Source organism: Alteriqipengyuania flavescens, from assembly GCF_030406725.1.
GTDB lineage: Bacteria > Pseudomonadota > Alphaproteobacteria > Sphingomonadales > Sphingomonadaceae > Alteriqipengyuania_B > Alteriqipengyuania_B flavescens.
Map to the genome: position 1 here is coordinate 1,891,173 of NZ_CP129107.1, position 22,617 is coordinate 1,913,789.

General features: G+C 63.2%; 32 protein-coding genes. All 32 read left to right on the forward strand.

Going from position 1 to position 22,617, the window contains the following annotated elements; translation table 11 throughout:
* The first annotated feature begins 82 nt into the window (after positions 1–82).
* Positions 83–2,215, forward strand: coding sequence for an elongation factor G (gene fusA, locus QQW98_RS09810; protein ID WP_290134764.1), 2,133 nt, complete (start codon positions 83–85; stop codon positions 2,213–2,215).
* A gap of 90 nt (positions 2,216–2,305) precedes the next feature.
* Positions 2,306–3,481 (forward strand): elongation factor Tu, encoded by a 1,176-nt coding sequence (tuf, locus tag QQW98_RS09815; RefSeq protein WP_290134765.1) that lies wholly within the window; start codon positions 2,306–2,308, stop codon positions 3,479–3,481.
* 154 nt (positions 3,482–3,635) lie between these two features.
* On the forward strand, positions 3,636–3,947 hold the full coding sequence (rpsJ, locus tag QQW98_RS09820) for a 30S ribosomal protein S10 (protein WP_040715017.1): 312 nt from the start codon (positions 3,636–3,638) through the stop codon (positions 3,945–3,947).
* Positions 3,948–4,185: 238 nt separating this feature from the next.
* Positions 4,186–5,064, forward strand: coding sequence for a 50S ribosomal protein L3 (gene rplC / locus QQW98_RS09825; protein ID WP_290134766.1), 879 nt, complete (start codon positions 4,186–4,188; stop codon positions 5,062–5,064).
* A gap of 2 nt (positions 5,065–5,066) precedes the next feature.
* On the forward strand, positions 5,067–5,702 hold the full coding sequence (gene rplD / locus QQW98_RS09830) for a 50S ribosomal protein L4 (protein WP_290134767.1): 636 nt from the start codon (positions 5,067–5,069) through the stop codon (positions 5,700–5,702).
* A complete protein-coding gene (locus QQW98_RS09835; protein WP_290134768.1) occupies positions 5,695–6,006 on the forward strand; it encodes a 50S ribosomal protein L23 in 312 nt (103 codons plus the stop codon). The genes rplD and QQW98_RS09835 overlap by 8 nt, the downstream gene beginning before the upstream one ends.
* Positions 6,007–6,028: 22 nt before the next feature.
* Positions 6,029–6,865 (forward strand): 50S ribosomal protein L2, encoded by an 837-nt coding sequence (gene rplB / locus QQW98_RS09840; RefSeq protein WP_290134769.1) that lies wholly within the window; start codon positions 6,029–6,031, stop codon positions 6,863–6,865.
* Between the two features lie 6 nt (positions 6,866–6,871).
* Entirely contained in the window at positions 6,872–7,147 is a 276-nt protein-coding gene (gene rpsS, locus QQW98_RS09845) for a 30S ribosomal protein S19 (RefSeq protein WP_290134770.1), read from the forward strand.
* Positions 7,147–7,524 carry a 50S ribosomal protein L22 gene (gene rplV, locus QQW98_RS09850; protein ID WP_290134771.1) on the forward strand — a complete coding sequence of 126 codons (378 nt, stop codon included), beginning with the start codon at positions 7,147–7,149 and terminating at the stop codon, positions 7,522–7,524. The genes rpsS and rplV overlap by 1 nt, the downstream gene beginning before the upstream one ends.
* A 1-nt stretch (position 7,525) precedes the next feature.
* Positions 7,526–8,221 (forward strand): 30S ribosomal protein S3, encoded by a 696-nt coding sequence (gene rpsC, locus QQW98_RS09855; RefSeq protein WP_290134772.1) that lies wholly within the window; start codon positions 7,526–7,528, stop codon positions 8,219–8,221.
* Between the two features lie 11 nt (positions 8,222–8,232).
* The gene (gene rplP, locus QQW98_RS09860) at positions 8,233–8,664 is read left to right on the forward strand and encodes a 50S ribosomal protein L16 (protein ID WP_290134773.1); all 432 of its coding nucleotides are present in this window, start codon (positions 8,233–8,235) and stop codon (positions 8,662–8,664) included.
* A gap of 2 nt (positions 8,665–8,666) precedes the next feature.
* On the forward strand, positions 8,667–8,870 hold the full coding sequence (gene rpmC, locus QQW98_RS09865) for a 50S ribosomal protein L29 (protein WP_290134774.1): 204 nt from the start codon (positions 8,667–8,669) through the stop codon (positions 8,868–8,870).
* A 10-nt stretch (positions 8,871–8,880) separates the two neighbouring features.
* Positions 8,881–9,180 (forward strand): 30S ribosomal protein S17, encoded by a 300-nt coding sequence (gene rpsQ / locus QQW98_RS09870; protein ID WP_290134775.1) that lies wholly within the window; start codon positions 8,881–8,883, stop codon positions 9,178–9,180.
* 74 nt (positions 9,181–9,254) lie between these two features.
* Positions 9,255–9,623 (forward strand): 50S ribosomal protein L14, encoded by a 369-nt coding sequence (rplN, locus tag QQW98_RS09875; RefSeq protein WP_067680194.1) that lies wholly within the window; start codon positions 9,255–9,257, stop codon positions 9,621–9,623.
* Positions 9,623–9,943, forward strand: a complete 321-nt coding sequence (gene rplX / locus QQW98_RS09880; protein WP_290134776.1) for a 50S ribosomal protein L24 — start codon at positions 9,623–9,625, stop codon at positions 9,941–9,943. The genes rplN and rplX overlap by 1 nt, the downstream gene beginning before the upstream one ends.
* Positions 9,936–10,514 carry a 50S ribosomal protein L5 gene (rplE, locus tag QQW98_RS09885; protein WP_290134777.1) on the forward strand — a complete coding sequence of 193 codons (579 nt, stop codon included), beginning with the start codon at positions 9,936–9,938 and terminating at the stop codon, positions 10,512–10,514. The genes rplX and rplE overlap by 8 nt, the downstream gene beginning before the upstream one ends.
* Before the next feature lie 29 nt (positions 10,515–10,543).
* On the forward strand, positions 10,544–10,849 hold the full coding sequence (gene rpsN, locus QQW98_RS09890; protein WP_290134778.1) for a 30S ribosomal protein S14: 306 nt from the start codon (positions 10,544–10,546) through the stop codon (positions 10,847–10,849).
* An 11-nt stretch (positions 10,850–10,860) separates the two neighbouring features.
* Entirely contained in the window at positions 10,861–11,256 is a 396-nt protein-coding gene (rpsH, locus tag QQW98_RS09895) for a 30S ribosomal protein S8 (RefSeq protein WP_290134779.1), read from the forward strand.
* Positions 11,256–11,789, forward strand: coding sequence for a 50S ribosomal protein L6 (gene rplF, locus QQW98_RS09900; protein WP_290134780.1), 534 nt, complete (start codon positions 11,256–11,258; stop codon positions 11,787–11,789). Before rpsH ends, rplF begins: the two co-directional genes overlap by 1 nt.
* A 1-nt stretch (position 11,790) precedes the next feature.
* Positions 11,791–12,135 (forward strand): 50S ribosomal protein L18, encoded by a 345-nt coding sequence (gene rplR / locus QQW98_RS09905; protein ID WP_290134781.1) that lies wholly within the window; start codon positions 11,791–11,793, stop codon positions 12,133–12,135.
* Positions 12,135–12,995: a 30S ribosomal protein S5 gene (gene rpsE / locus QQW98_RS09910; RefSeq protein ID WP_290136919.1), complete on the forward strand. Its 861-nt coding sequence runs from the start codon at positions 12,135–12,137 to the stop codon at positions 12,993–12,995. Before rplR ends, rpsE begins: the two co-directional genes overlap by 1 nt.
* Positions 12,996–13,000: 5 nt before the next feature.
* Positions 13,001–13,189, forward strand: coding sequence for a 50S ribosomal protein L30 (gene rpmD / locus QQW98_RS09915; protein ID WP_290134782.1), 189 nt, complete (start codon positions 13,001–13,003; stop codon positions 13,187–13,189).
* Between the two features lie 83 nt (positions 13,190–13,272).
* Positions 13,273–13,818: a 50S ribosomal protein L15 gene (gene rplO, locus QQW98_RS09920; RefSeq protein ID WP_290136920.1), complete on the forward strand. Its 546-nt coding sequence runs from the start codon at positions 13,273–13,275 to the stop codon at positions 13,816–13,818.
* Between the two features lie 109 nt (positions 13,819–13,927).
* Positions 13,928–15,307: a preprotein translocase subunit SecY gene (secY, locus tag QQW98_RS09925; protein ID WP_290134783.1), complete on the forward strand. Its 1,380-nt coding sequence runs from the start codon at positions 13,928–13,930 to the stop codon at positions 15,305–15,307.
* Positions 15,308–15,421: 114 nt separating this feature from the next.
* Complete coding sequence (locus tag QQW98_RS09930; protein WP_290134784.1) at positions 15,422–16,072, forward strand: adenylate kinase; 651 nt, start codon at positions 15,422–15,424, stop codon at positions 16,070–16,072.
* Positions 16,073–16,123: 51 nt separating this feature from the next.
* Positions 16,124–16,681: an SRPBCC family protein gene (locus tag QQW98_RS09935; RefSeq protein WP_290134785.1), complete on the forward strand. Its 558-nt coding sequence runs from the start codon at positions 16,124–16,126 to the stop codon at positions 16,679–16,681.
* A 285-nt stretch (positions 16,682–16,966) separates the two neighbouring features.
* Positions 16,967–17,335 carry a 30S ribosomal protein S13 gene (rpsM, locus tag QQW98_RS09940; protein ID WP_290134786.1) on the forward strand — a complete coding sequence of 123 codons (369 nt, stop codon included), beginning with the start codon at positions 16,967–16,969 and terminating at the stop codon, positions 17,333–17,335.
* Between the two features lie 128 nt (positions 17,336–17,463).
* The gene (rpsK, locus tag QQW98_RS09945) at positions 17,464–17,853 is read left to right on the forward strand and encodes a 30S ribosomal protein S11 (protein ID WP_290134787.1); all 390 of its coding nucleotides are present in this window, start codon (positions 17,464–17,466) and stop codon (positions 17,851–17,853) included.
* A 104-nt stretch (positions 17,854–17,957) separates the two neighbouring features.
* On the forward strand, positions 17,958–19,013 hold the full coding sequence (locus QQW98_RS09950; protein ID WP_290134788.1) for a DNA-directed RNA polymerase subunit alpha: 1,056 nt from the start codon (positions 17,958–17,960) through the stop codon (positions 19,011–19,013).
* An 88-nt stretch (positions 19,014–19,101) separates the two neighbouring features.
* Positions 19,102–19,521 carry a 50S ribosomal protein L17 gene (gene rplQ / locus QQW98_RS09955; RefSeq protein ID WP_290134789.1) on the forward strand — a complete coding sequence of 140 codons (420 nt, stop codon included), beginning with the start codon at positions 19,102–19,104 and terminating at the stop codon, positions 19,519–19,521.
* Between the two features lie 225 nt (positions 19,522–19,746).
* A complete protein-coding gene (locus QQW98_RS09960; protein ID WP_404800890.1) occupies positions 19,747–21,840 on the forward strand; it encodes a prolyl oligopeptidase family serine peptidase in 2,094 nt (697 codons plus the stop codon).
* A 161-nt stretch (positions 21,841–22,001) separates the two neighbouring features.
* Positions 22,002–22,541, forward strand: a complete 540-nt coding sequence (locus QQW98_RS09965; protein ID WP_290134790.1) for a hypothetical protein — start codon at positions 22,002–22,004, stop codon at positions 22,539–22,541.
* The last annotated feature ends 76 nt before the right edge of the window (positions 22,542–22,617 follow it).

Below are 22,617 nucleotides of genomic sequence, written 5' to 3' on the forward strand. Positions count from 1 at the left end.
GCGGGGCGGACTTCATAAAGTCACACAGCTAACTATATGGGGCGCGACCGTTTCGCCAACCCCGCATACCGAGGAATTTGACATGGCCCGCGACTATCCGCTGGAGCGCTATCGCAATATCGGCATCATGGCCCACATCGATGCCGGCAAGACCACCACGACCGAGCGTATTCTCTACTACACCGGCAAGTCCTACAAGATCGGCGAAGTGCACGACGGTGCCGCGACGATGGACTGGATGGAGCAGGAGCAGGAGCGCGGCATCACCATCACGTCGGCCGCGACGACCACGTTCTGGACCGCGGAAGACGCGACCATGGACCCGCGTTCCGCTCCCGAAGCGCTGCGCGAGAACCAGCCGAAGCACCGCATCAACATCATCGACACCCCGGGCCACGTGGACTTCACCATCGAAGTCGAACGCTCGCTGCGCGTGCTCGACGGCGCGGTGGCGGTTTTTGATGGGGTTGCCGGTGTGGAACCCCAATCCGAAACCGTCTGGCGCCAGGCCGACAAGTACGGCGTGCCGCGGATGTGCTTCATCAACAAGCTCGACCGCACCGGTGCCGACTTCTACTACTGCGTGCAGTCGATCATCGACCGCCTCGGCGCAACGCCGCTGGTGCTGTATCTCCCGATCGGCGCGGAAAGCGACCTCAAGGGCGTCGTCGACCTCGTCAACATGCGCGGCATCGTGTGGCAGAACGAAGACCTCGGCGCGAAGTACGAGTTCGTCGACATCCCCGAAGACCTTGCCGACAAGGCAGCCGAATACCGCGAGAAGCTGGTCGAGACCGCCGTCGAACAGGACGACGAGGTCATGGAAGCCTATCTCGAAGGTAACGAGCCCGACGCCGCGACGCTCAAGAAGCTGATCCGCAAGGGCACCATGGCGCGTGATTTCGTGCCCGTGCTGTGTGGCTCCGCGTTCAAGAACAAGGGCGTCCAGCCCCTGCTCGACGCGGTGGTCGATTACATGCCGAGCCCGCTCGACGTGCCGGCCATCAAGGGCGTGCTGCCCGACAGCGACGAGGAACAGACCCGTCCGTCGAGCGACGACGAGCCGTTCGCCGCGCTGGCCTTCAAGATCATGAACGACCCGTTCGTCGGCTCGCTCACCTTCACCCGCATCTATTCGGGCAAGCTCGCCAAGGGCAGCGTCCTGAATTCGGTGAAGGACAAGAAGGAAAAGATCGGCCGCATGCTGCTGATGCACTCGAACAACCGCGAGGACATCGAAGAGGCGTTCGCAGGCGACATCGTCGCGCTGGCCGGGATGAAGGAAACCACCACCGGCGACACGCTGTGCGATCCGGCCAAGCCGATCATTCTCGAGCGGATGGAATTCCCCGAGCCGGTGATCGAACTGTCGGTGGAGCCGAAGACCAAGGCCGACCAGGAAAAGATGGGCGTCGCCCTCAACCGCCTGGCTGCCGAGGATCCGAGCTTCCGCGTCACGACCGACCACGAATCGGGCCAGACGATCATCAAGGGCATGGGCGAGCTTCACCTCGACATCCTCGTCGATCGCATGAAGCGGGAGTTCAAGGTCGAAGCCAACGTCGGCGCGCCGCAGGTGGCCTATCGTGAATACCTCGCGAAGCCGGTGGACGTGGATTACACCCACAAGAAGCAGTCGGGCGGCTCCGGCCAGTTCGGCCGCGTCAAGGTCAAGGTCACCCCCGGTGAGCGCGGCCAGGGCTTCGTGTTCGAAGACGAGATCAAGGGCGGTAACATTCCAAAGGAATATATCCCCGCGATCGAAAAGGGCTTCCGCGAGCAGGCCGAAAGCGGCCATCTCGTCGGCTTCCCGATCATCGACTTCACAGTCAACCTGTATGACGGCGCGTACCATGACGTCGACTCGAGCGCGATCGCGTTCGAAATCGCCGGTCGCAGTGCGATGCGCGAAGTTGCCGAGCGTGCCGGCATCAAGCTGCTGGAACCGATCATGAAGGTCGAGGTCGTGACCCCCGAGGATTACCTCGGCGATGTCATCGGCGACCTCAACAGCCGTCGTGGCCAGATCCAGGGCACCGACAGCCGCGGTAACGCCCAGGCGGTCGAAGCCAACGTGCCGCTGGCGAACATGTTCGGCTACGTGAACGAGCTGCGTTCGTTCACCCAGGGCCGTGCCCAGTACTCGATGCAGTTCTCGCACTATGACGAAGTGCCCGCGAACGTGGCTGCAGAGGTCAAGGAGAAGCTTGCCTAAGGCGAGCAACAAAGCTAGGGGCGGCGCCTGATTCAGCGGGTGCCGCCTTCATCCCGTATGAAATTCATTTCAAACAGAGGTTATTGAGACATGGCGAAGGAAAAATTCGAGCGGAACAAGCCGCACTGCAACATCGGCACCATCGGTCACGTCGACCACGGCAAGACCACGCTGACCGCGGCGATCACCAAGGTGCAGGGCGCTGCTGTCGATTTCGCAAACATCGACAAGGCTCCCGAAGAGCGCGAGCGCGGCATCACCATCTCGACCGCACACGTCGAATATGAGACCGACGCACGTCACTACGCACACGTCGACTGCCCGGGCCACGCCGACTACGTGAAAAACATGATCACCGGTGCCGCCCAGATGGACGGCGCTATCCTGGTCGTGAATGCAGCCGACGGCCCGATGCCGCAGACCCGCGAACACATCCTGCTTGCCCGTCAGGTCGGCGTGCCGGCACTGGTCGTTTACCTGAACAAGGTCGACCAGGTCGACGACGAAGAAATCCTCGAGCTCGTTGAACTCGAAGTTCGCGAACTGCTGAGCGACTACGACTTCCCGGGCGACGACATTCCGATCATCAAGGGTTCCGCTCTTGCTGCCCTGGAAGGCCGCGATGAGGAAATCGGCGAAAAGTCGATCAAGGAACTGATGGACGCTGTCGATAACTACATCCCGCAGCCGGAACGTCCGGTCGACAAGGACTTCCTGATGCCGATCGAAGACGTGTTCTCGATCTCGGGTCGTGGTACGGTTGTCACCGGCCGCGTCGAAACCGGCGTTGTGAACGTTGGCGACGAAGTTGAAATCGTCGGCATCAAGGACACCACCAAGACGACCGTGACCGGCGTCGAAATGTTCCGCAAGCTGCTTGACCGCGGTGAGGCTGGTGACAACATCGGTGCCCTTATCCGCGGCGTTGGCCGTGAAGAAGTCGAGCGTGGCCAGGTCCTCGCTAAGCCCGGTTCGGTTAACCCGCACACCGAGTTCAGCGCAGAAGTCTACGTGCTGTCGAAGGACGAAGGCGGCCGTCACACGCCGTTCTTCGCGAACTACCGTCCGCAGTTCTACTTCCGCACCACCGACGTGACCGGCGAAGTGATCCTTCCCGAAGGCACGGAAATGGTGATGCCGGGCGACAACGTGACGATCTCGGTCAAGCTGATCGCTCCGATCGCCATGGACGAAGGCCTGCGCTTCGCAATCCGTGAAGGTGGCCGGACCGTCGGTTCGGGGGTTGTCAGCACCATCACGAAGTAATATAGGCCTGCGCACCGGCGGGGATTCGTTCCCGCCGGTCAGGTTTTTGGGGGGCCGCCCCTTTTCCGGGAAACCGGCGAGGCGGGGCGGCTCTCTTTATTTATGGAAAACGCCGCAAGGCAATTTCCTGGCTCTTTCGCATCGGTAAGTGGACATGGAAGCCCAGAATATTCGCATTCGCCTCAAGGCGTTCGATCACCGCGTTCTCGACCAGGCAACTGGCGAAATCGCAGAAACCGCACGTCGCACCGGCGCGCTGATCCGGGGTCCCATTCCGCTGCCGACGCGCATCGAGAAGTTCACCGTGAACCGCGGCCCGCACATCGACAAGAAGTCGCGCGAGCAGTTCGAGGTGCGCACCTACAAGCGGCTGCTGGATATCGTGCAGCCCAACGCCCAGACGGTCGACGCGCTGATGAAGTTGGACTTGGCCGCTGGCGTGAACGTGGAAATCAAGCTCGCTTGACCGGGTTTGCTCCGGTCCTTCTGGTGGGACCTTAAACGACCAGGAAAATTCGGGGCTCCTATCGCCCCGCCGGTCACCGAACCGGCAAGACATAGGGATACCGCCGGACATGTCCGGGCTGCGTCCCCCGTCTTGCTCCCTTATCGGGAGCATCTCAGCCCGGACGGGGCGACGCATGACAATCAGGGCTGGCAAGCACCTCGGGTGGTCCGGGGTGCCTCTGTGAGGAGATTGGATCATGCGCAGTGGCGTGATCGCGAAAAAGGTTGGAATGACCCGCCTGTTCCAGGAGGATGGCCGTCACGTGCCCGTGACCGTCATGTCGCTGGAGAATTGTCAGGTCGTTTCCCACCGCACCGCCGACCGGGATGGCTATTTCGCTGTCCAGCTGGGCGCCGGTGAAGCGAAGCAGAAGAATGTCAACAAGCCGCAGCGCGAACAGTTCGCCAAGGCTGAAGTCGGCCTGAAGAAGAAGGTCGCCGAATTCCGTGTCGAGAACGAGGAAGGCCTCCTTCCCGTCGGCGCGCGGATCAGCGCGGACCACTTCGTCGCCGGCCAGAAGGTCGACATCACCGGCCACACGCAGGGCAAGGGATTTGCCGGCGCCATGAAGCGTTGGGGCTTCGGGGGCCTGCGCGCCACCCACGGTGTGTCGATCAGCCACCGTTCGCACGGTTCGACGGGTAACCGCCAGGATCCGGGCCGCGTCTTCAAGAACAAGAAGATGGCCGGTCACATGGGCGATCGCCAGCGCACGCAGCAGAATCTCGAAGTGGTTCGCACCGATGCGGAGCGCGGCCTGATCTTCGTGAAGGGCAGCGTTCCCGGCACCAAGAACAGCTGGATGCTCATCCGCGATGCCGTGAAGGTGAAGCACGACGACCTGCCGTTCCCGGGCGTGATGTATCGCAACCAGGAAGAATTCGCTTCGGAAGAAGCAGCTGCCGGCTTGGTCGAAAGCGCTGCAGAGCACGAAGTGAAGCTGGAAGTCTCTCCCGAACAGCAGGCCAAGCTCCTCGAGGAGCAGGAAGCCGGCGCGGAGAGCGCAGTAACCGAACAGAATGCCGAGGCCGCGCCGGAAACCGACGTGCCCGACGCTGACAGCAAGGAGTCCTGATCGTGAAGGTCAAGGTCCAGAAACTCGACGGCAAGGCCGTCTCGGGCAAGGGCGGCGAAGTCGAACTCAACGACGACGTCTTCGGTGTCGAGCCGCGTGCGGACATCCTGCACCGCGTCGTCACCTGGCAGCTCGAAAACCGCCGTGCCACGGCACGCCCGACGCGTGAGCGTTCGGACGTCGCCCGCACCGGCAAGAAGTACGGCAAGCAGAAGGGCGGCGGTGTCGCCCGTCACGGCGACCGCAAGGCCCCGATCTTCATCGGCGGCGGCAGGGCCCACGGCGCGCGCAAGCGCGACTTCGAGCAGTCGCTCAACAAGAAGATCCGCGCGCTCGGCCTCAAGATGGCCCTGTCGAGCAAGGCCAAGGACGGCCTCGTGATCGTCGACAGCCTCGAGGTGAAGGATGGCAAGACCAAGGCGCTGAAGGGTCACTTCGACAAGGCCGGGTTCGCCGGCAAGGTCCTGGTGATCGACGGCGAAAGCGTGAACGACGGCTTCAAGAAGGCCGCCGGCAACCTTCCGGGCGTCAACGTGCTGCCCGCGATGGGCGCCAACGTCTACGACATCCTGAAGCACGACACGCTGGTCCTTACCACCGACGCGGTCGAAAAGCTGGAGGCGCGTTTCAATGGCTAAGAAGCAGGAAATCGACGCCCGTCACTACGACGTGATCGTTGCGCCGCACATCACCGAGAAATCGACGATGGCGTCGGAATTCAACGCGGTCGTGTTCAAGGTCGCAAGCGGCGCTACCAAGCCGCAGATCAAGGAAGCCGTGGAAGCTATCTACGACACCAAGGTCGCGAACGTGAACACGATCAACGTGAAGGGCAAAACCAAGCGCTGGAAAGGCAAGCCCTACAAGCGCACCGACGTGAAAAAGGCGATCGTGACTCTGGCCGAAGGCCAGGACGCAATCGACATCACCGGCGGTATCTGAGGCCAGGGACAGGACACGAACAATGGCACTCAAGAACTATAACCCCACGAGCCCCGCGCGCCGCGGCCTCATCCTGGTCGACAAGACCGGCCTCTGGAAAGGGAAGCCGGAAAAGTCGCTCACGGAAGGCAAGCGCAAGACGGGCGGCCGTAACAACAAGGGTCACGTCACTTCGCGCGGGATCGGCGGCGGTCACAAGCAGAAGTACCGCTTCGTCGACTTCAAGCGTCGCAAGTGGGACGTGGAAGGCACCGTTGAGCGGATCGAATACGATCCCAACCGCACCGCCTTCATCGCACTGGTCAAGTATGACGACGGCGAGCTTGCCTACATCATCGCTCCGCAGCGCGTTGCTGCAGGCGACAAGGTGATCGCGGGCGAGAAGACCGACGTCAAGCCGGGCAACGCGATGCTGCTCAGCCAGATGCCGGTCGGCACCATCTGCCACAACGTGGAGATGAAGCCGGGCAAGGGCGGCCAGATCGCCCGTTCGGCAGGCGCTTACGTCCAGCTCGTCGGTCGTGACCGCGGCATGGTCATCGTTCGCCTGAACTCGGGCGAGCAGCGCTACATCCGCGGCGAATGCATGGGTACGGTTGGTGCGGTCTCGAACCCCGACAACCAGAACCAGAACTTCGGCAAGGCTGGCCGCACCCGCCACAAGGGCAAGCGTCCGCTGACGCGCGGCGTCGCCAAGAACCCGGTCGATCACCCGCACGGTGGTGGTGAAGGCCGCACCAGCGGCGGCCGTCACCCGGTTACCCCGTGGGGCAAGCCGACCAAGGGCGCACGCACCCGCAATAATAAGCAGACGGACAAGATGATCATCCGTTCGCGCCACGCCAAGAAGAAGAGGTAAGGGCACATGGCACGTTCCGTTTGGAAGGGTCCGTTCGTCGAACTCAGCCTTCTCAAGAAGGCGGAAGACGCGCAGGACCAGAGCAATGCAAAGCCGATCAAGACCTGGTCGCGTCGCAGCACGATCCTGCCGCAATTCGTCGGCCTGACGTTCAACGTCTACAATGGCCACAAGTTCATTCCGGTGTCCGTCAACGAGGACATGGTCGGCCACAAGCTCGGTGAATTCGCGCCCACGCGCACCTTCCCGGGTCACGCCGCCGACAAGAAGGGCAAGCGCTGATGAGCAAGCAGAAAGCTCCCCGCCGGGTCGCCGATAACGAGGCGCTGTCGGTCGGCACCACCATCCGTGGTTCCGCCCAGAAGCTGAACCTCGTTGCCGAGCTCATCCGCGGCAAGAAGGTCGAAGATGCGATGAACATCCTCGCCTTTTCGAAGCGTGCGATGGCGCGTGACGCCAGCAAGGTGCTGGCCAGCGCGATCGCCAACGCGGAAAACAACCACGACCTGGACGTCGACGCCCTCATCGTCGCCGAAGCCAGCGTCGGCAAATCGGTCACCATGAAGCGTTTCCATACGCGTGGCCGCGGCAAGAGCACCCGCATCCTGAAGCCGTTCAGCCGGCTGCGGATCGTCGTGCGCGAAGTGGAAGAGGCGTAAGATGGGCCAGAAGAGCAATCCGATCGGTCTGCGCCTGCAGATCAACCGTACCTGGGACAGCCGGTGGTATGCCGAAGGTGCTGACTATGCGCAGCAGCTGAAGGAAGACATCGAAATCCGCAAGTACATCGTCGACACGCTGCCGCAGGCCGCGATTTCGAAGGTGGTGATCGAGCGTCCGGCCAAGCTGTGCCGCATCTCGATCTACGCGGCGCGTCCGGGTGTGATCATCGGCAAGAAGGGCGCAGACATCGAAAAGCTGCGCTCCAAGCTCGCCGGCATGACCAGCAGCGAAGTGAAGCTGAACATCGTCGAGATCCGCAAGCCGGAAATCGACGCCAAGCTCGTCGCCCAGGGTATCGCCGACCAGCTCATCCGCCGTGTCGCCTTCCGCCGTGCGATGAAGCGCGCCATGCAGTCGGCCATGCGCCTTGGTGCCGAAGGCATCAAGATCGTGTGCGGCGGCCGTCTCGGCGGTGCGGAAATCGCCCGTGTCGAACAGTATCGCGAAGGCCGTGTGCCGCTGCACACGCTGCGCGCAAACATCGACTATGCCGAAGCCGAGGCTCTGACCGCCTATGGCATCATCGGCATCAAGGTGTGGGTCTTCAAGGGCGAGATCCTCGGCCACGACCCGGTGGCGCAGGATCGCCTGATGATGGAAGCACAGACGTCCGGCGTCAGGCCGGCTCGTTGAGGTAAAGAACCATGCTGCAACCGAAAAAACACAAGTTCCGCAAGGCCTTCAAGGGCAAGATCCATGGCAACGCCAAGGGCGGTACGGACCTGAACTTCGGGTCCTATGGCCTGAAGGCGATGGAGCCGGAACGTATCACCGCACGCCAGATCGAAGCTGCGCGTCGTGCGATCACCCGTCACATCAAGCGCCAGGGCCGTCTCTGGATCCGCGTCTTTCCGGACGTGCCGGTTTCGAAGAAGCCTGCCGAAGTCCGTCAGGGTAAGGGCAAGGGTTCGGTCGAATACTGGGCCGCGCGCGTGAAGCCGGGCCGCATCCTGTTCGAACTCGACGGCGTTGCCGGCCCGCTGGCCGCCGAAGCCTTCAGCCGCGCTGCGATGAAGCTGCCGATCAAGACCAAGGTCGTGGCCCGCCTCGGCGACACGAGCCACCTGGAGGGCTGATCATGAGCAAGATTGAAGACCTGCGGACCAAGTCCGACGACCAGCTCGTGGAAGAGCTGACCGAGCTGAAGCGCGAGCAGTACAACCTGCGCTTCCAGGCTGCCACCAACCAGCTGGAGCGTCCCGCACGCATTCAGGAAGTGCGCCGCCAGATCGCCCGCATCAAGACGCTGCAGACCGAACGGTCCGCAGCTGCCAAGGCTTAAGGAGCAACCGATGCCGAAACGTATTCTCATCGGAACGGTCACCTCCGACAAGACGGACAAGACCGTGACCGTGCTGGTGGAGCGCAAGGTCAAGCACCCGCTCTACGGCAAGATCATCCGTCGTTCCAAGAAGTACCACGCCCACGACGAAGCCAACGAATACGGCCTGGGCGATGTGGTCCGGATCGAGGAGACCAAGCCGATCTCCAAGACCAAGAGCTGGATCGTGAAGGATCGCGTGACCGCCGGCGGAACGCAGGCAGTCGAAGCCGATCTCGAAGTCGAGGCGGCCAACAACGAAATCGGCTGATCGCCCCGGCGATCGGCAACCCCGCAAGGAACTGCCGGACTGGTTCCGGCAAGCCATGAGAAGGAACCGGATCAATGATCCAGATGCAATCCAATCTCGACGTCGCGGACAACAGCGGCGCAAAGCGCGTCCAGTGCATCAAGGTACTGGGCGGGTCGAAGCGCCGCACCGCAAGCGTCGGGGACGTGATCGTCGTCTCCGTGAAGGAGGCGCAGCCGCGTGCCAAGGTCAAGAAGGGCGACGTTCACCGCGCGGTGATCGTGCGCACGAAGAAGGACGTCCGTCGCCCCGACGGCAGCGTCATTCGCTTCGACAGCAATGCCGCGGTCCTCGTCAACAAGAGCGAAGAGCCGATCGGCACCCGTATCTTCGGCCCGGTGGTGCGCGAACTGCGCGGCCGCGGCTTCATGAAGATCATCAGCCTGGCTCCGGAGGTGCTGTAATGGCGACCGCAAAGATCAAGAAGGGTGACACCGTCGTGGTCCTGTCCGGCAAGGACAAGGGCCAGACCGGCACCGTCATGCAGGTTTTCCCGAAGGACGCGAAGGTCCTGGTGGAAGGCGTGAACGTGATGACCCGTCACCGCAAGCCCACCCAGGCGAACCCGCAGGGCGGCATCGACCGCACGCCGGCGCCGATGCACATCTCCAAGGTTGCGATTGCCGATCCGAAGGACGGCAAGGCCACCCGCGTGCGCATCGAAGAGCGCGACGGCAAGAAGGTTCGCGTCGCAGTCAAGTCCGGGGAGACCATCGATGGCTGATTATACCCCCCGCATGAAGCAGCGCTACGACGATCAGATCGTCAAGGCGATGACCGAGAAGTTCGGTTACAAGAACGCCCTCGAAGTGCCGAAGATCGAAAAGATCACGCTCAACATGGGCGTCGGCGAGGCGAGCCAGGACAAGAAGAAGGTCCAGACCGCTGCCGAGGAAATGGAACTGATCGCCGGCCAGAAGCCGGTCATCACCAAGGCCAAGAAGTCGATCGCACAGTTCAAGCTGCGCGAAGGCATGCCGATCGGTTGCAAGGTCACCCTGCGCCGCGAACGCATGTACGAATTCCTCGACCGCCTGGTCACCATCGCGATGCCCCGCATCCGCGACTTCCGCGGGGTCAACCCGAAGTCGTTCGACGGTCGCGGCAACTATGCGATGGGCCTGAAGGAGCAGATCGTCTTCCCCGAAATCTCGTACGACAAGATCGACGTGGTCCGGGGCATGGACATCATCGTCACCACCACGGCGAAGACCGACGACGAAGCGCGCGAACTGCTGCGCCTGTTCGGTTTCCCGTTCCCGGCTGAAGAGTCGGCAGAGAAAGAAGCGGCCTGAGGGCCGAAAAGGAAGAGAGCTTAAGTCCAATGGCGAAACTGAGTTCCATCAACAAGAACGAGCGGCGCAAGAAGCTCGTCAAGAAGTATGCGGCGAAATATGCCAAGCTGAAGGCGATCGCGGACGACACGTCGGCCGACGAGACCGAGCGGCTGATGGCGCGCCTCAAGATGGCGGAAGTGCCGCGTAACGGGAATCCCACCCGCGTGCGCAACCGCTGCACCACCACCGGCCGCCCGCGCGGCTATTACCGCAAGTTCGGGCTCAACCGCATCGAACTGCGCAATCTTGGCAACAAGGGCATGATCCCTGGCTTGACCAAGTCGAGCTGGTGAGGAGCTGACACATGGCTATGACCGATCCTCTGGGTGACATGCTCACCCGCATCCGCAACGGCCAGCAGGCGAAGAAGGACAGCGTCCTTTCGCCCGCTTCCAAGCTGCGTGCGAACGTCCTCGAAGTGCTCCAGCGCGAAGGATACATCCGTGGCTACAGCGACGACGCTTCGGGCAAGCACCCGCAGCTGCGGATCGAACTGAAGTATTTCGAAGGCGAACCGGCGATCAAGCACATCGCCCGCGTCTCCAAGCCTGGCCGCCGCGTCTACTCGGGTTCCAAGGAACTGCCGACGATCCGCAACGGCCTCGGCATCACCATCGTCTCGACGCCGCGCGGCGTGCTTTCGGACAACGAAGCGCGCAACGACAACGTCGGCGGCGAAGTGCTGGCGGAGGTGTTCTGATGAGCCGCATCGGTAAACGTCCGGTGGCCATCCCCAGCGGGGTGACCGCCAATATCGAAGGCGACACGCTGAGCGTGAAGGGGCCCAAGGGCACTCTCACCATGGGCTTGTCGGACCTCGTCGAGTACAAGCTGGACGACGGCGAAATCTCGGTGAAGCCGGCCAACGACACGCGCGCCGCACGCAACCACTGGGGCATGCAGCGCACGCTGGTGAACAACCTCGTCGAAGGCGTGACCGAAGGGTTCACCAAGGTCCTCGAGATCTCGGGCGTCGGCTATCGTGCCGCGGTGAAGGGCAAGACCCTGAACCTGCAGCTCGGCTACAGCCACGACGTCGACATCGACATCCCCGAAGGAATCGAGATCAAGACTCCGGATCAGACCACCGTTGAGATCAGCGGGATCGACAAGCAGAAGGTCGGCCAGGTCGCCGCAGAAATCCGCCGCTGGCGCAAGCCCGAGCCGTACAAGGGCAAGGGCATCAAGTACCGCGGCGAATACATCTTCCGCAAGGAAGGGAAGAAGAAGTAAGATGGCAAAGCTTTCTCTTTTTGAACGCCGCCGCCGCCGTGTGCGCAGCGCCCTGCGCGCCCGTGGCAGCCAGCGTCCGCGCCTGTCGGTGCACCGCACCGGCCGGCACATCTACGCGCAGGTCATCGACGATGCGGAAGGCAAGACCGTTGCCGCCGCATCCACGCTCGGCGCCAAGTCGTCGGGTGCGAATGTCGATGCCGCCGCGCAGGTCGGCAAGGACATCGCCGCCGCCGCCAAGAAGGCCGGCGTCACCTCCGTCGTGTTCGATCGCGGCGGCTTCCTGTTCCACGGCCGTGTGAAAGCACTGGCCGACGCCGCCCGCGAAGGCGGGCTGGAGTTCTGATAATGGCTGACGACAAGAACACTCCCGCAGAAGAGCCCAAGATCGAAGAGACCGCTGCTGCCGAAGCGGAGACTCCGAAGACGGACGCTACCGAACAGGCGAGCGCCGATGCGAACATCGACGGCTCCACCCCGACGCCGACGACGACCAGCACCGAAGCTGCGGACAACCAGTCCGCTGCCGACGGCGATCCGGCCCAGCCCAGCGAAGCACGCGGTGGCCGTGGCGGCGGTCGCGGTGGCGATCGTGGTGGTCGCGACAACCGTGGCGGCCGCGGCCGCGACAACCGCGGTGGCCGTGGACGTGGCCGGGACGAGGACGATGGCGAAGAGCTGATCGAAAAGCTCGTCCACATCAACCGCGTCTCCAAGACGGTGAAGGGCGGCAAGCGCTTTGGTTTCGCCGCACTCGTGGTCGTCGGTGACGGCCAGGGCCGCGTCGGTTTCGGCCACGGCAAGGCCCGCGAAGTGCCGGAAGCCATCAACAAGGCCACCGCAGCCGCGAAGAAGAAGATGGTTCGCGTTCCGCTGAAGGAAGGCCGCACGCTGCACCACGATGCCAAGGGCCGTTTCGGCGCCGGCAAGGTCGTGGTCCGCACGGCGCCTCCGGGTACCGGCATCATCGCAGGCGGTCCGATGCGTGCCGTGTTCGAAGCGCTCGGCGTTGCCGACGTGGTGACCAAGTCGGTGGGCACCTCGAACCCCTATAACATGATCCGCGCCACGTTCGATGGCCTGGGCAACCAGACTTCGCCGAAGTCGGTCGCACAGCGTCGCGGCAAGAAGGTCGCCGACTTGCTCGGTCGCGGTGGCGCCAGCGAAGCGGAGGCCAAGGCCGACGCTGAAGCGATTGCGGAGTAATCCAGATGGCTGACAAGAAAACCATCAAGATCCGTCAGATCGGTTCGCCGATCCGTCGTCCGGAAGTCCAGCGCAAGATGCTGATCGGCCTGGGCCTGAACAAGATGCACAAGGTCGTCGAAGTTCAGGACACGCCGGAAGTGCGCGGGGCGATCCGCAAGCTTCCCCACATGGTGGAAGTAATCAACGACTGACCGGACGCGCGGCCCCGCTTCGGCGGGGCTTCGCATCCATCCTTTCAGCGCGAATTAAAGCGAAAGCGAGTGCACACATGACTATCAAACTCAACGACCTCCGCGACAATCCGGGCGCCCGCAAGGAACGCGTGCGCGTCGGCCGCGGCATCGGTTCGGGCAAGGGCAAGACCGCCGCACGCGGCCAGAAGGGCCAGAAGAGCCGTTCGGGCGTCGCCGTTAAGGGCTTCGAAGGCGGCCAGATGCCGCTGCACATGCGCCTGCCGAAGCGCGGCTTCAACAATCCGTTCGGCAAGGACTTCGCCGAAGTGAACCTGGGCATGGTCCAGAAGTTCATCGACGCGAAGAAGCTGGATGCCAAGAAGGACATCGACCACGCAGCGCTGAAGGCCGCCGGCCTAGCACGCGGCGGCAAGGACGGTGTCCGCCTGCTCGGCAAGGGCGAACTGAAGGCCAAGGCCAAGTTCGTCGTCCACGGCGCTTCGAAGGGTGCCATGGAAGCGGTCGAGAAGGCCGGCGGTTCGGTCGAGATCGTGTCCGCCAAGCCGGCCAAGGCCGATGCGGACGCAGGCGCAAAGGCTGGCAAGGCCAAGAAAACCGACAAGAAGTCCGCCAAGAAGGCCGACTAAGCGGTAAAACGGATCGGGCGGGGTTTTGCTTCCCCGCCCGCATCCTATATGAGCGCTTCGCTCTTGCCGGGGAGGGACCGGCGGCTCCAAAGCTGGGCATGGAACGACAATGGCATCACGCGCCGACAATCTCGCAGCAAACCTGAGTTTCGCCAATTTTTCCAAGGCGACCGAGCTCAAGCAGCGTATCTGGTTCACCATCGGCGCACTGATCGTGTTCCGTTTCATGAGCTTCGTGCCGCTGCCGGGTGTCAACCCGACGGTGCTGAACTCGCTTTACGACCAGACCCGCGGCGGCGTGCTCGACCTGTTCAACGCCTTTTCGGGCGGCAGCCTGGAGCGGATGAGCATCATCGCGCTCGGCGTTATGCCCTACATCACCGCCTCCATCGTCGTGCAGATGGCATCCGCCCTGCATCCAACGCTTATGGCCCTCAAGAAAGAGGGCGAGGCCGGGCGCAAGAAGCTGAACCAGTACACCCGCTACGGCACGGTGTTCCTGTGCGTAATCCAGGGCTGGTTCATCGCATCGGGGCTTGAGGCGTTCGGCGCCTCGCAGGGCCTGCAGGCGGTGGTCGACCCCGGCTACATGTTCCGCGTCGGCGCGGTCATCAGCCTTGTCGGCGGAACCATGTTCCTGCTCTGGCTGGGCGAGCAGATCACGAGCCGCGGCATCGGCAACGGCGTGTCGCTGATCATCATGGCCGGCATCGTCGCCCAGTTTCCGACTTTCACGACCAACCTGTTCTCCGGCTACAGCTCCGGCTCGATCGGCGCGGGCCTCATCATCGGCCTGCTCGTGATGCTGGTGCTGCTCATCCTCGGCATCTGTTTCATGGAGCGAGCCCAGCGCCGCCTGCTGATCCAGTATCCCAAGCGTGCGACCCAGAACGGCCAGATGCAGGCGGACCGCAGCCACCTGCCGCTGAAGCTCAATACCGCGGGCGTCATCCCGCCGATCTTCGCCAGCTCGCTGCTTCTCTTGCCGCTCACGGTGACGCAGTTCGCCGGCAACTCGATCGACACGACGAGTGGCGGCGGCACGATCCTGCAGCAAGTGCTGCAGTATCTCCAGCACGGCCAGCCGCTCTACATGCTGCTCTATGCCGCGCTCATCATCTTCTTCTGCTTCTTCTACACCGCCATCGTCTTCAACCCGGAAGAGACGGCGGAAAACCTGAAGAAGAACGGCGGCTTCATCCCTGGCATCCGTCCGGGCAAGCGCACCGCGGACTATCTCGATTACGTGCTCACCCGCGTGACGGTGGTCGGGGCGATCTACCTCACCATCGTCTGCGTCGTTCCCGAATGGGGTATCGCGCAGACCGGCCTGCCGCTGTTTCTGGGCGGGACCAGCCTGCTGATCGTGGTCAACGTTACGGTTGACACCATCACGCAGATCCAGTCGCACCTGCTGGCGCACCAGTATGGCGACTTGATCAAGAAGGCGAATCTCAAGGGCAAGGGCCGGCGTCCGCGCAGGCAATAAGCGGCGGGTATTTCCCCGGCAGGGGCGGCCCGCGCTGCCTTGCGCTGGCATGATGCTGCGCTAGGGTGCCCGCTTCCTTCGAACCTTCCGATTCCACACCGGGAGCCTACTTACGTGAACATCATCCTCCTCGGACCTCCCGGCGCGGGCAAGGGCACCCAGGCTCACCGACTGACCGAACATCACGGCATGCGCCAGCTTTCGACCGGTGACATGCTGCGCGCGGCGGTCAAGGCGCAGACCCCGGTCGGCATAAAGGCGAAGGAAGTGATGGACCGCGGCGAGCTGGTCTCCGACGAGATCGTCTCCGCCCTGATCGACGCCGAGCTGGAAGCTATGGGCGACGATGTCGGCGCCATCTTCGACGGCTATCCCCGCACTGCGGCGCAGGCCGAACAGCTCGACGGCATCCTGGGCAAGCACAACCGCGCGCTCGACCACGTTATCGAGCTGGAGGTGGATGTGGACGCGCTGGTGAAGCGCATCACCGGCCGCTTCTCCTGCGCCAATTGCGGCGCGCTCTACCACAACACCGCGAACCCGCCCGAGAAAGAGGGCGTCTGCGACCAATGCGGCGGGACCGAATTCAAGCGCCGGCCCGACGATAACGAGGAAACCGTGCGCACCCGCATGGACGAATACCGCAGGAAGACGGCGCCGATCCTGCCGATCTATGAAGAGCGCGGGATCGTTACCCGGGTGGACGGCATGGGCGAGATCGACGACGTCACGACCGCGATCGAAAGCGTCATTGCCCCCGCTTGAGGCGCTTTCCCCGCGCGCCATACTCCGGCACATTGCAGGGAAGGGTTCGGCATGAAATTACTATCGATACTGGGAAGTGCGCTTGCGCTCACGGTTCTGGCCGCGCCCGCGCAGGCCGAAGTCGTGCAATCGTCCGAGCTCGGTTTCGTCACGTCCGACAGCACCATCGTGAAAGCCGCGCCGGACGAAGTTTGGGACGATCTCGTGGAGCCGTCCGAATGGTGGAACCCCGACCACAGCTATTCGCTCGATGCGGAGAATTTCTACCTCGATGCCTACGAGGCTGGCTGCTTCTGCGAGAGCTTGCCGGACGACGGTTTTGCCGAGCACATGCGGGTCATCCACGCCGCGCCCGGCAAGCTGCTGCGGATGTCGGGCGCGATCGGCCCGCTGCAATCCGAAGCGATCACGGGCACGCTCTCGATCGCGCTGACGCCGGTAGACGGCGGCACGAAGATCGAGTGGACCTATGTGGTCATCGGATACGGGCGCTTCCCGATGGAGGCCATCGCAACGGCGGTGGATGCCGTGCAGAGCGAGCAGCTGATGCGCTTAGCACGGCTTGTGGATAATGCGACGCCCCAGGTTCCGGTACAGCCGATACACTGATCCGGACCCGCTCCCGGTTGCAATCGGACGCGCGGTTAGTATATAGCTGTCGCATCGACGCGATATTCCGCGTCCTGCCGCACGTGCTGGTTGACGGGGCGTGCGAATCATCTTAAGCGCGCGCACTATTCGACAGTTGGCGGGTTATCCGGTAGGCATCGGCGATGACGATGTCCCATCCGGGCCTTTTGCGTTTCCAGCGCAAGCCTCCCGCCGCAGTCGAAGTCAAAGCGATGAGATAGGGGTGGCCGACCGGCCAAAACCCTGTGGAGCATGGAGAAGTAAGTGGCTCGTATTGCCGGGGTCAATATCCCCACCAACAAGCGCGTGATTATCGCGCTCACCTACATCCACGGTATCGGCCGCACCCAGGCCGTGAAGATCGCCGACAAGCTCGGCATCGATCACACCGTGCGTGTCCAGGACCTGACCGACGCCGAAGTCGTCCAGATCCGTGAAACGATCGACAGCGACTACACCGTCGAAGGCGACCTTCGCCGCCAGACCGCGATGAACATCAAGCGCCTGATGGACCTGCGGTCCTACCGCGGCCTTCGCCATCGTAACGGCCTGCCGGTCCGCGGCCAGCGCACGCACACCAATGCGCGCACCCGCAAGGGCAAGGCCAAGCCGATCGCCGGCAAGAAGAAATAGGATCAGAAAACAGTCCGGGGGACTGTTTTCCCTATTTCTCCGCCGGAGGCAGGGGAATGGGAAGCGATCCTTCCGATACTAGGAAAGCAGAGGCGGTCTAAGCGCCTCCAACCTACGAGGAATTCAACATGGCACGCGAACCCAGCCGCATCCGGCGCCGCGAGCGGAAAAACATCTCCAGCGGCGTTGCGCACATCAACGCCAGCTTCAACAACACCATGATCACCATCACCGACGCACAGGGCAACGCGATCAGCTGGTCCAGCGCCGGCATGATGGGCTTCAAGGGCAGCCGCAAGTCCACCCCGTACGCCGCGCAGGTCGCTGCGGACGATGCGGGCAAGAAGGCCGCCGAACATGGTGTCCGCACCCTGGAAGTCGAAGTGAAGGGCCCGGGTTCGGGCCGCGAGAGCGCACTGCGTGGTCTTGCCGCTGTCGGCTTCACGATCACTTCGATCCGCGACGTCACGCCGATCCCGCACAACGGGGTCCGGCCGTCCAAGCGTCGCCGCGTCTGATCGAAGTTCCGGCGGGGCAGCCCGCCGCAAGTCTCTTCGGATCGGCCGCGGCGTCAAAAACGCTTGCGGCCTTTCCTGCTAATTTCACACCCTAGGGGAAATCCATGTCCGTCAATACGAAGAACTGGCAGGAACTGAAAAAGCCGAACACGCTCGAAGTGAAGGAAGGCAGCGACAAGAGGCGCAAGGCCACCTTCGTTGCCGAGCCGCTCGAGCGTGGCTTCGGCCTCACGCTCGGCAATGCGCTGCGCCGCGTGCTGCTCTCCAGCCTGCAGGGCGCCGCGATCACCTCGATCAAGATCGAAAACGTGCTGCACGAATTCAGCAGTCTGGCCGGCGTGCGCGAAGATGTCACCGACATCGTCCTCAACGTGAAGCAGATCGCGCTGAAGATGGAAGGTGAAGGCCCCAAGCGCCTGCAGCTGTCCGCCACCGGCCCCGCCACCGTCAAGGCCGGCGACATCGCCGTGTCGGGCGACATCGAAGTCCTCAACAAGGATCTCGTGCTCTGCCACCTCGACGAAGGCGCGACGCTGAACATGGAACTGACCGCGGACACGGGTAAGGGTTATGTTCCCGCCGTGCAGAACCGTCCGGCCGACGCGCCGATCGGCCTGATCCCGGTCGACAGCCTGTATTCGCCGATCCGCCAGGTCAGCTACAAGGTCGACAATGCCCGCGTCGGGCAGGAACTCGACTATGACAAGCTGAACCTGACGATCGAGACCGACGGCACCGTCACCCCGGAAGATGCGATCGCCTATGCCGCGCGCATCCTGCAGGACCAGCTGACGCTGTTCGTCCACTTCGAAGACGGTATCCCGCAGCCGCAGAGCGCCATGATCGGCGTGGCCGCGGAACCGCAGCAGGACGATGCCAACCAGCTCAACCGCTACCTCCTCAAGAAGGTGGACGAGCTGGAACTGTCGGTCCGCAGCGCCAACTGCCTGAAGAACGACAACATCATCTACATCGGCGACCTGGTCCAGAAGACCGAAGCCGAGATGCTGCGGACGCCGAACTTCGGCCGCAAGTCCCTGAACGAGATCAAGGAAGTGCTTTCCAGCATGGGCCTGCGTCTCGGCATGGACATCCCCGGCTGGCCGCCGGAAAACATCGAGGAAATGGCCAAGAAGCTCGAACAGGAGCTGCTGGGCTAAACCCGCTCACGGGGAATGGGCCGGACCCCTTAATCCGGCCCGTATCGGGCTACCTCGTACGGGCCCCCTACGAACGAAGGAATGAATTATGCGTCACGGAATTCGCCAGCGTAAGCTGCAGCGCAAGACAGGCCACCGCAAGGCCCTGTTCCGCAACATGTCGGCCGCGCTGATCAAGCACGAACAGATCCTCACCACCATGCCGAAGGCGAAGGAACTGCGTCCCTACGTCGAAAAGCTGGTCACGCTCGCCAAGAAGGGCGGCCTGTCCAACCGCCGCCTGGCCGCATCGCGCCTGCTCGACCCGGCGCAGGAAAAGAAGCTCTTCGAAGTTCTGGCTGAGCGCTACAAGGATCGTGACGGCGGCTACACCCGCGTCATCAAGGCCGGCTACCGCGGCAGCGACGCCGCGCAGATGGCCGTCATCGAGTTCGTCGACCGCGATGAAGACGCCAAGGGCCAGGACAGCGGCCCGGTGATGACGGACGATGAATACGAAGACGCCTGAGGCGCTTCGCATCGCGAGATACGAAAGGGGCCGCCGGTGAAATCCGGCGGCCCCTTTTCTTTGCGCGCACAGTGGTTACACGGGGACCCGAAACAGCGAATGTCCGGGAGAGACCGCATGAAATTGAACCACGCCGCAGCCTGCGCCGTATCCGCCCTCGCGCTTGCCACTTCGGCTTGCGCGACCACCGGGACTTACCCCGAAGTTGCCACCGCCGAAGGTGAGATGACGGCCGAACCGGAGACCACGATGCCCGCAATCGCCTATCCCGAAACCCGCGCCGGCGACACGGTCGACACGCTGTTCGGGCAACGGGTGGCCGACCCCTACCGCTGGCTCGAAAACGATGTGCGCGTCGATGCCGAAGTTGCCGCGTGGGTCGAAGCGCAGAACGAGGTGACCGACGCGTTCCTTGAAACGCTGCCCCTGCGGGAACGGTTCAAGGACCGGATCACCGAGCTGACCGATTACGAACGCTTCGGCCTGCCGGGTGAGAAGGGCGGGCGCTATTTCTACACCCGCAACGACGGCTTGCAGAACCAGTCCGTCCTCTATGTGCGCGACGGGCTGGACGGGGAGCCGCGCGTCCTGATCGACCCGAACGAATGGTCGGACGACGATGCGACAGCGTTGGCCGGCTACACCGTCACCGAAGACGGCAGCAAGCTTGCCTATTCCATCCAGGACGGCGGCAGCGACTGGCGCACGGTCAAGGTGATGGACGTAGCCACCGGCGCGGTAGCCGACGATACGGTGGAGTGGGTCAAGTTTTCCGCGCTCGACTGGGCCAAGGACGGCAGCGGCTTTTATTACAGCCGCTTCCCGGCAACCGGCGAGGGCGAAACCTTCCAGGCGCTCAACACCAACCACCAGGTCTATTTCCACCGCCTCGGCACAGAGCAGAGCGAGGACGTCCTCGTCTTCGCCCGGCCCGACATGCCGGAACTCAACAATATCGCCGAGGTCAGCGACGACGGACGGTGGCTGGTGGTGACCAGTTCCAGCGGCACGGACGACCGATACGAGGTCGCGCTGGTCGACCTCCAGCGTCCCGATGCGGATCCGATGGTCGTGGTGCCCGGCTTCGAAAACGACTATTCCTATTTCGGCAACCTCGGCAGCCGCTTCTTCTTCACCACCAACGACGGTGCGCCGCTGAAGAAGGTCGTCAGCATCGACATCGCCGCGCCCGACGCGGACTGGACGACGGTCATCCCCGAACGCGAGGAAACGTTGCAGGGCGTCTCGCTGACCGGCGGCCACCTCATTGCCAGCTACCTGGTCGATGCGAAAAGCAAGATCGAGGTCTATACGACCGAAGGCGACAAGGTGCGCGAAGTCGCGCTGCCGGGGATCGGCAGCGCCGGCGGCTTCGGCGGCGACTTCGAAGATGCAGAAACGTTCTACAGCTTCTCCAGCTACAACCGCCCCTCGACCGTCTATCGCTACAATGTCGAAACCGGCGAGAGCGACGTGTGGGCCCAGCCAGAAGTCGCCTTCGATCCGGACGATTTCGTGGTCGAGCAGCGCTTCTTCACCTCGAAGGATGGTACGCGGGTGCCGATGTTCCTGGTGCGCGGCAAGGACGTGGCAGCCAGCGGCAAGGCGGTGCCGACGCTGCTTTACGGCTATGGCGGCTTCAACATCTCGCTCACCCCCGGCTTTTCCGCATCGCGCATCGCGTGGCTGGAAGCCGGCGGGGCCTACGCGGTCGCGAACATCCGCGGCGGCGGCGAATACGGCAAGGCCTGGCATGACGGCGGCCGGCTCGACAACAAGCAGAACGTCTTCGACGACTTCATCGCTGCGGGCGAATACCTGATCGCGGAAGGCATCACCCCGGACGACGGGCTGTCCATCCAGGGCGGATCCAACGGCGGCCTGCTGGTCGGCGCGGTGACCAACCAACGGCCCGACTTGTTCGCAGCCGGCAATGCGGCGGTCGGCGTGATGGACATGCTGCGCTTCGACCGTTTCACCGCCGGTCGTTACTGGGTCGACGATTACGGCTATCCCAATGATGCGGAGGATTTTGCCATCCTGCGCGCCTACTCGCCTTATCACAATGTCCGCAGCGGCGTGGATTACCCCGCCGTGCTGGTGACCACCGCCGATACGGACGACCGCGTCGTGCCCGGCCACAGCTTCAAGTACATCGCCGCGCTCCAGGCGGCGGAGCGGGGCGAGCGGCCGCAGCTGATCCGCATCGAGACCCGCGCGGGCCACGGCAGCGGCAAGCCGACCGACAAGGCGATCGAGGAAGCGGCGGATATCCTCGCGTTTCTCGGCCACTTCTCGGGCCTCGAAAGCGCGGACTAGATTGGGACAGGCACCGTTCAGGATAAGTCCCGCTTTCCTGAACGGTGCCTGTCGCCCGAATTCAGGCTGATCTCAGTCGCCCCTTGGTAGAACGCAAACCACAGTGAGGGAGCGGCCCCGTTCCCCCAAGAGGATCTGAAAGGTTCGCCATGACGAAGATAATGCCGAAAGCCCTCATGGGAACCATCGCTGCCGGTGCGATGGCCGTGTCGGTTGCAACCCCCGCCCAGGCCCAGGACCGCATCGACGGTGACGATATCGTCGCCGGCGCGCTGGTGATCGGTGGCCTCGCCGCCATCGCCGCCATTCTCGATGACGACGGCGACCGCTACGATCGCCGGTATGACCGTCGGTACGACTCCAGGTACGACCCTCGGTATAACAGCCGCTACGATCGCCGTTATCGCGCCGAGCGCGTTGTCGAACAGTGCGTGCGTACCGCCGAGAACGAGGCACGCCGTGCCGGATACCGCAGCGCCCGTGTGACGGAGCTGCGCGATGTCGACCGCAAGCGCGGCGGCTTCAACGTGAAGGGCCGAATGGTGGTCGAGGATAGCCGCTACGATCGCTATGACCGACGCTCGCGCTATGACCGTCGCGGGGATCGCGGCCGCGACTACGACCGTGGCAGCTTCACCTGCAAGGTCCGCAACGGCCGGGTGGTCGATCTCGACTTCGACAACATCCGCGGCCTGCGCTGATCTGCGCACAAGACGCGAAATGACATGACCGATGGGCGGTTCAGGTTGGTTTCAGTCTGGGCCGCCCATTTCGTTT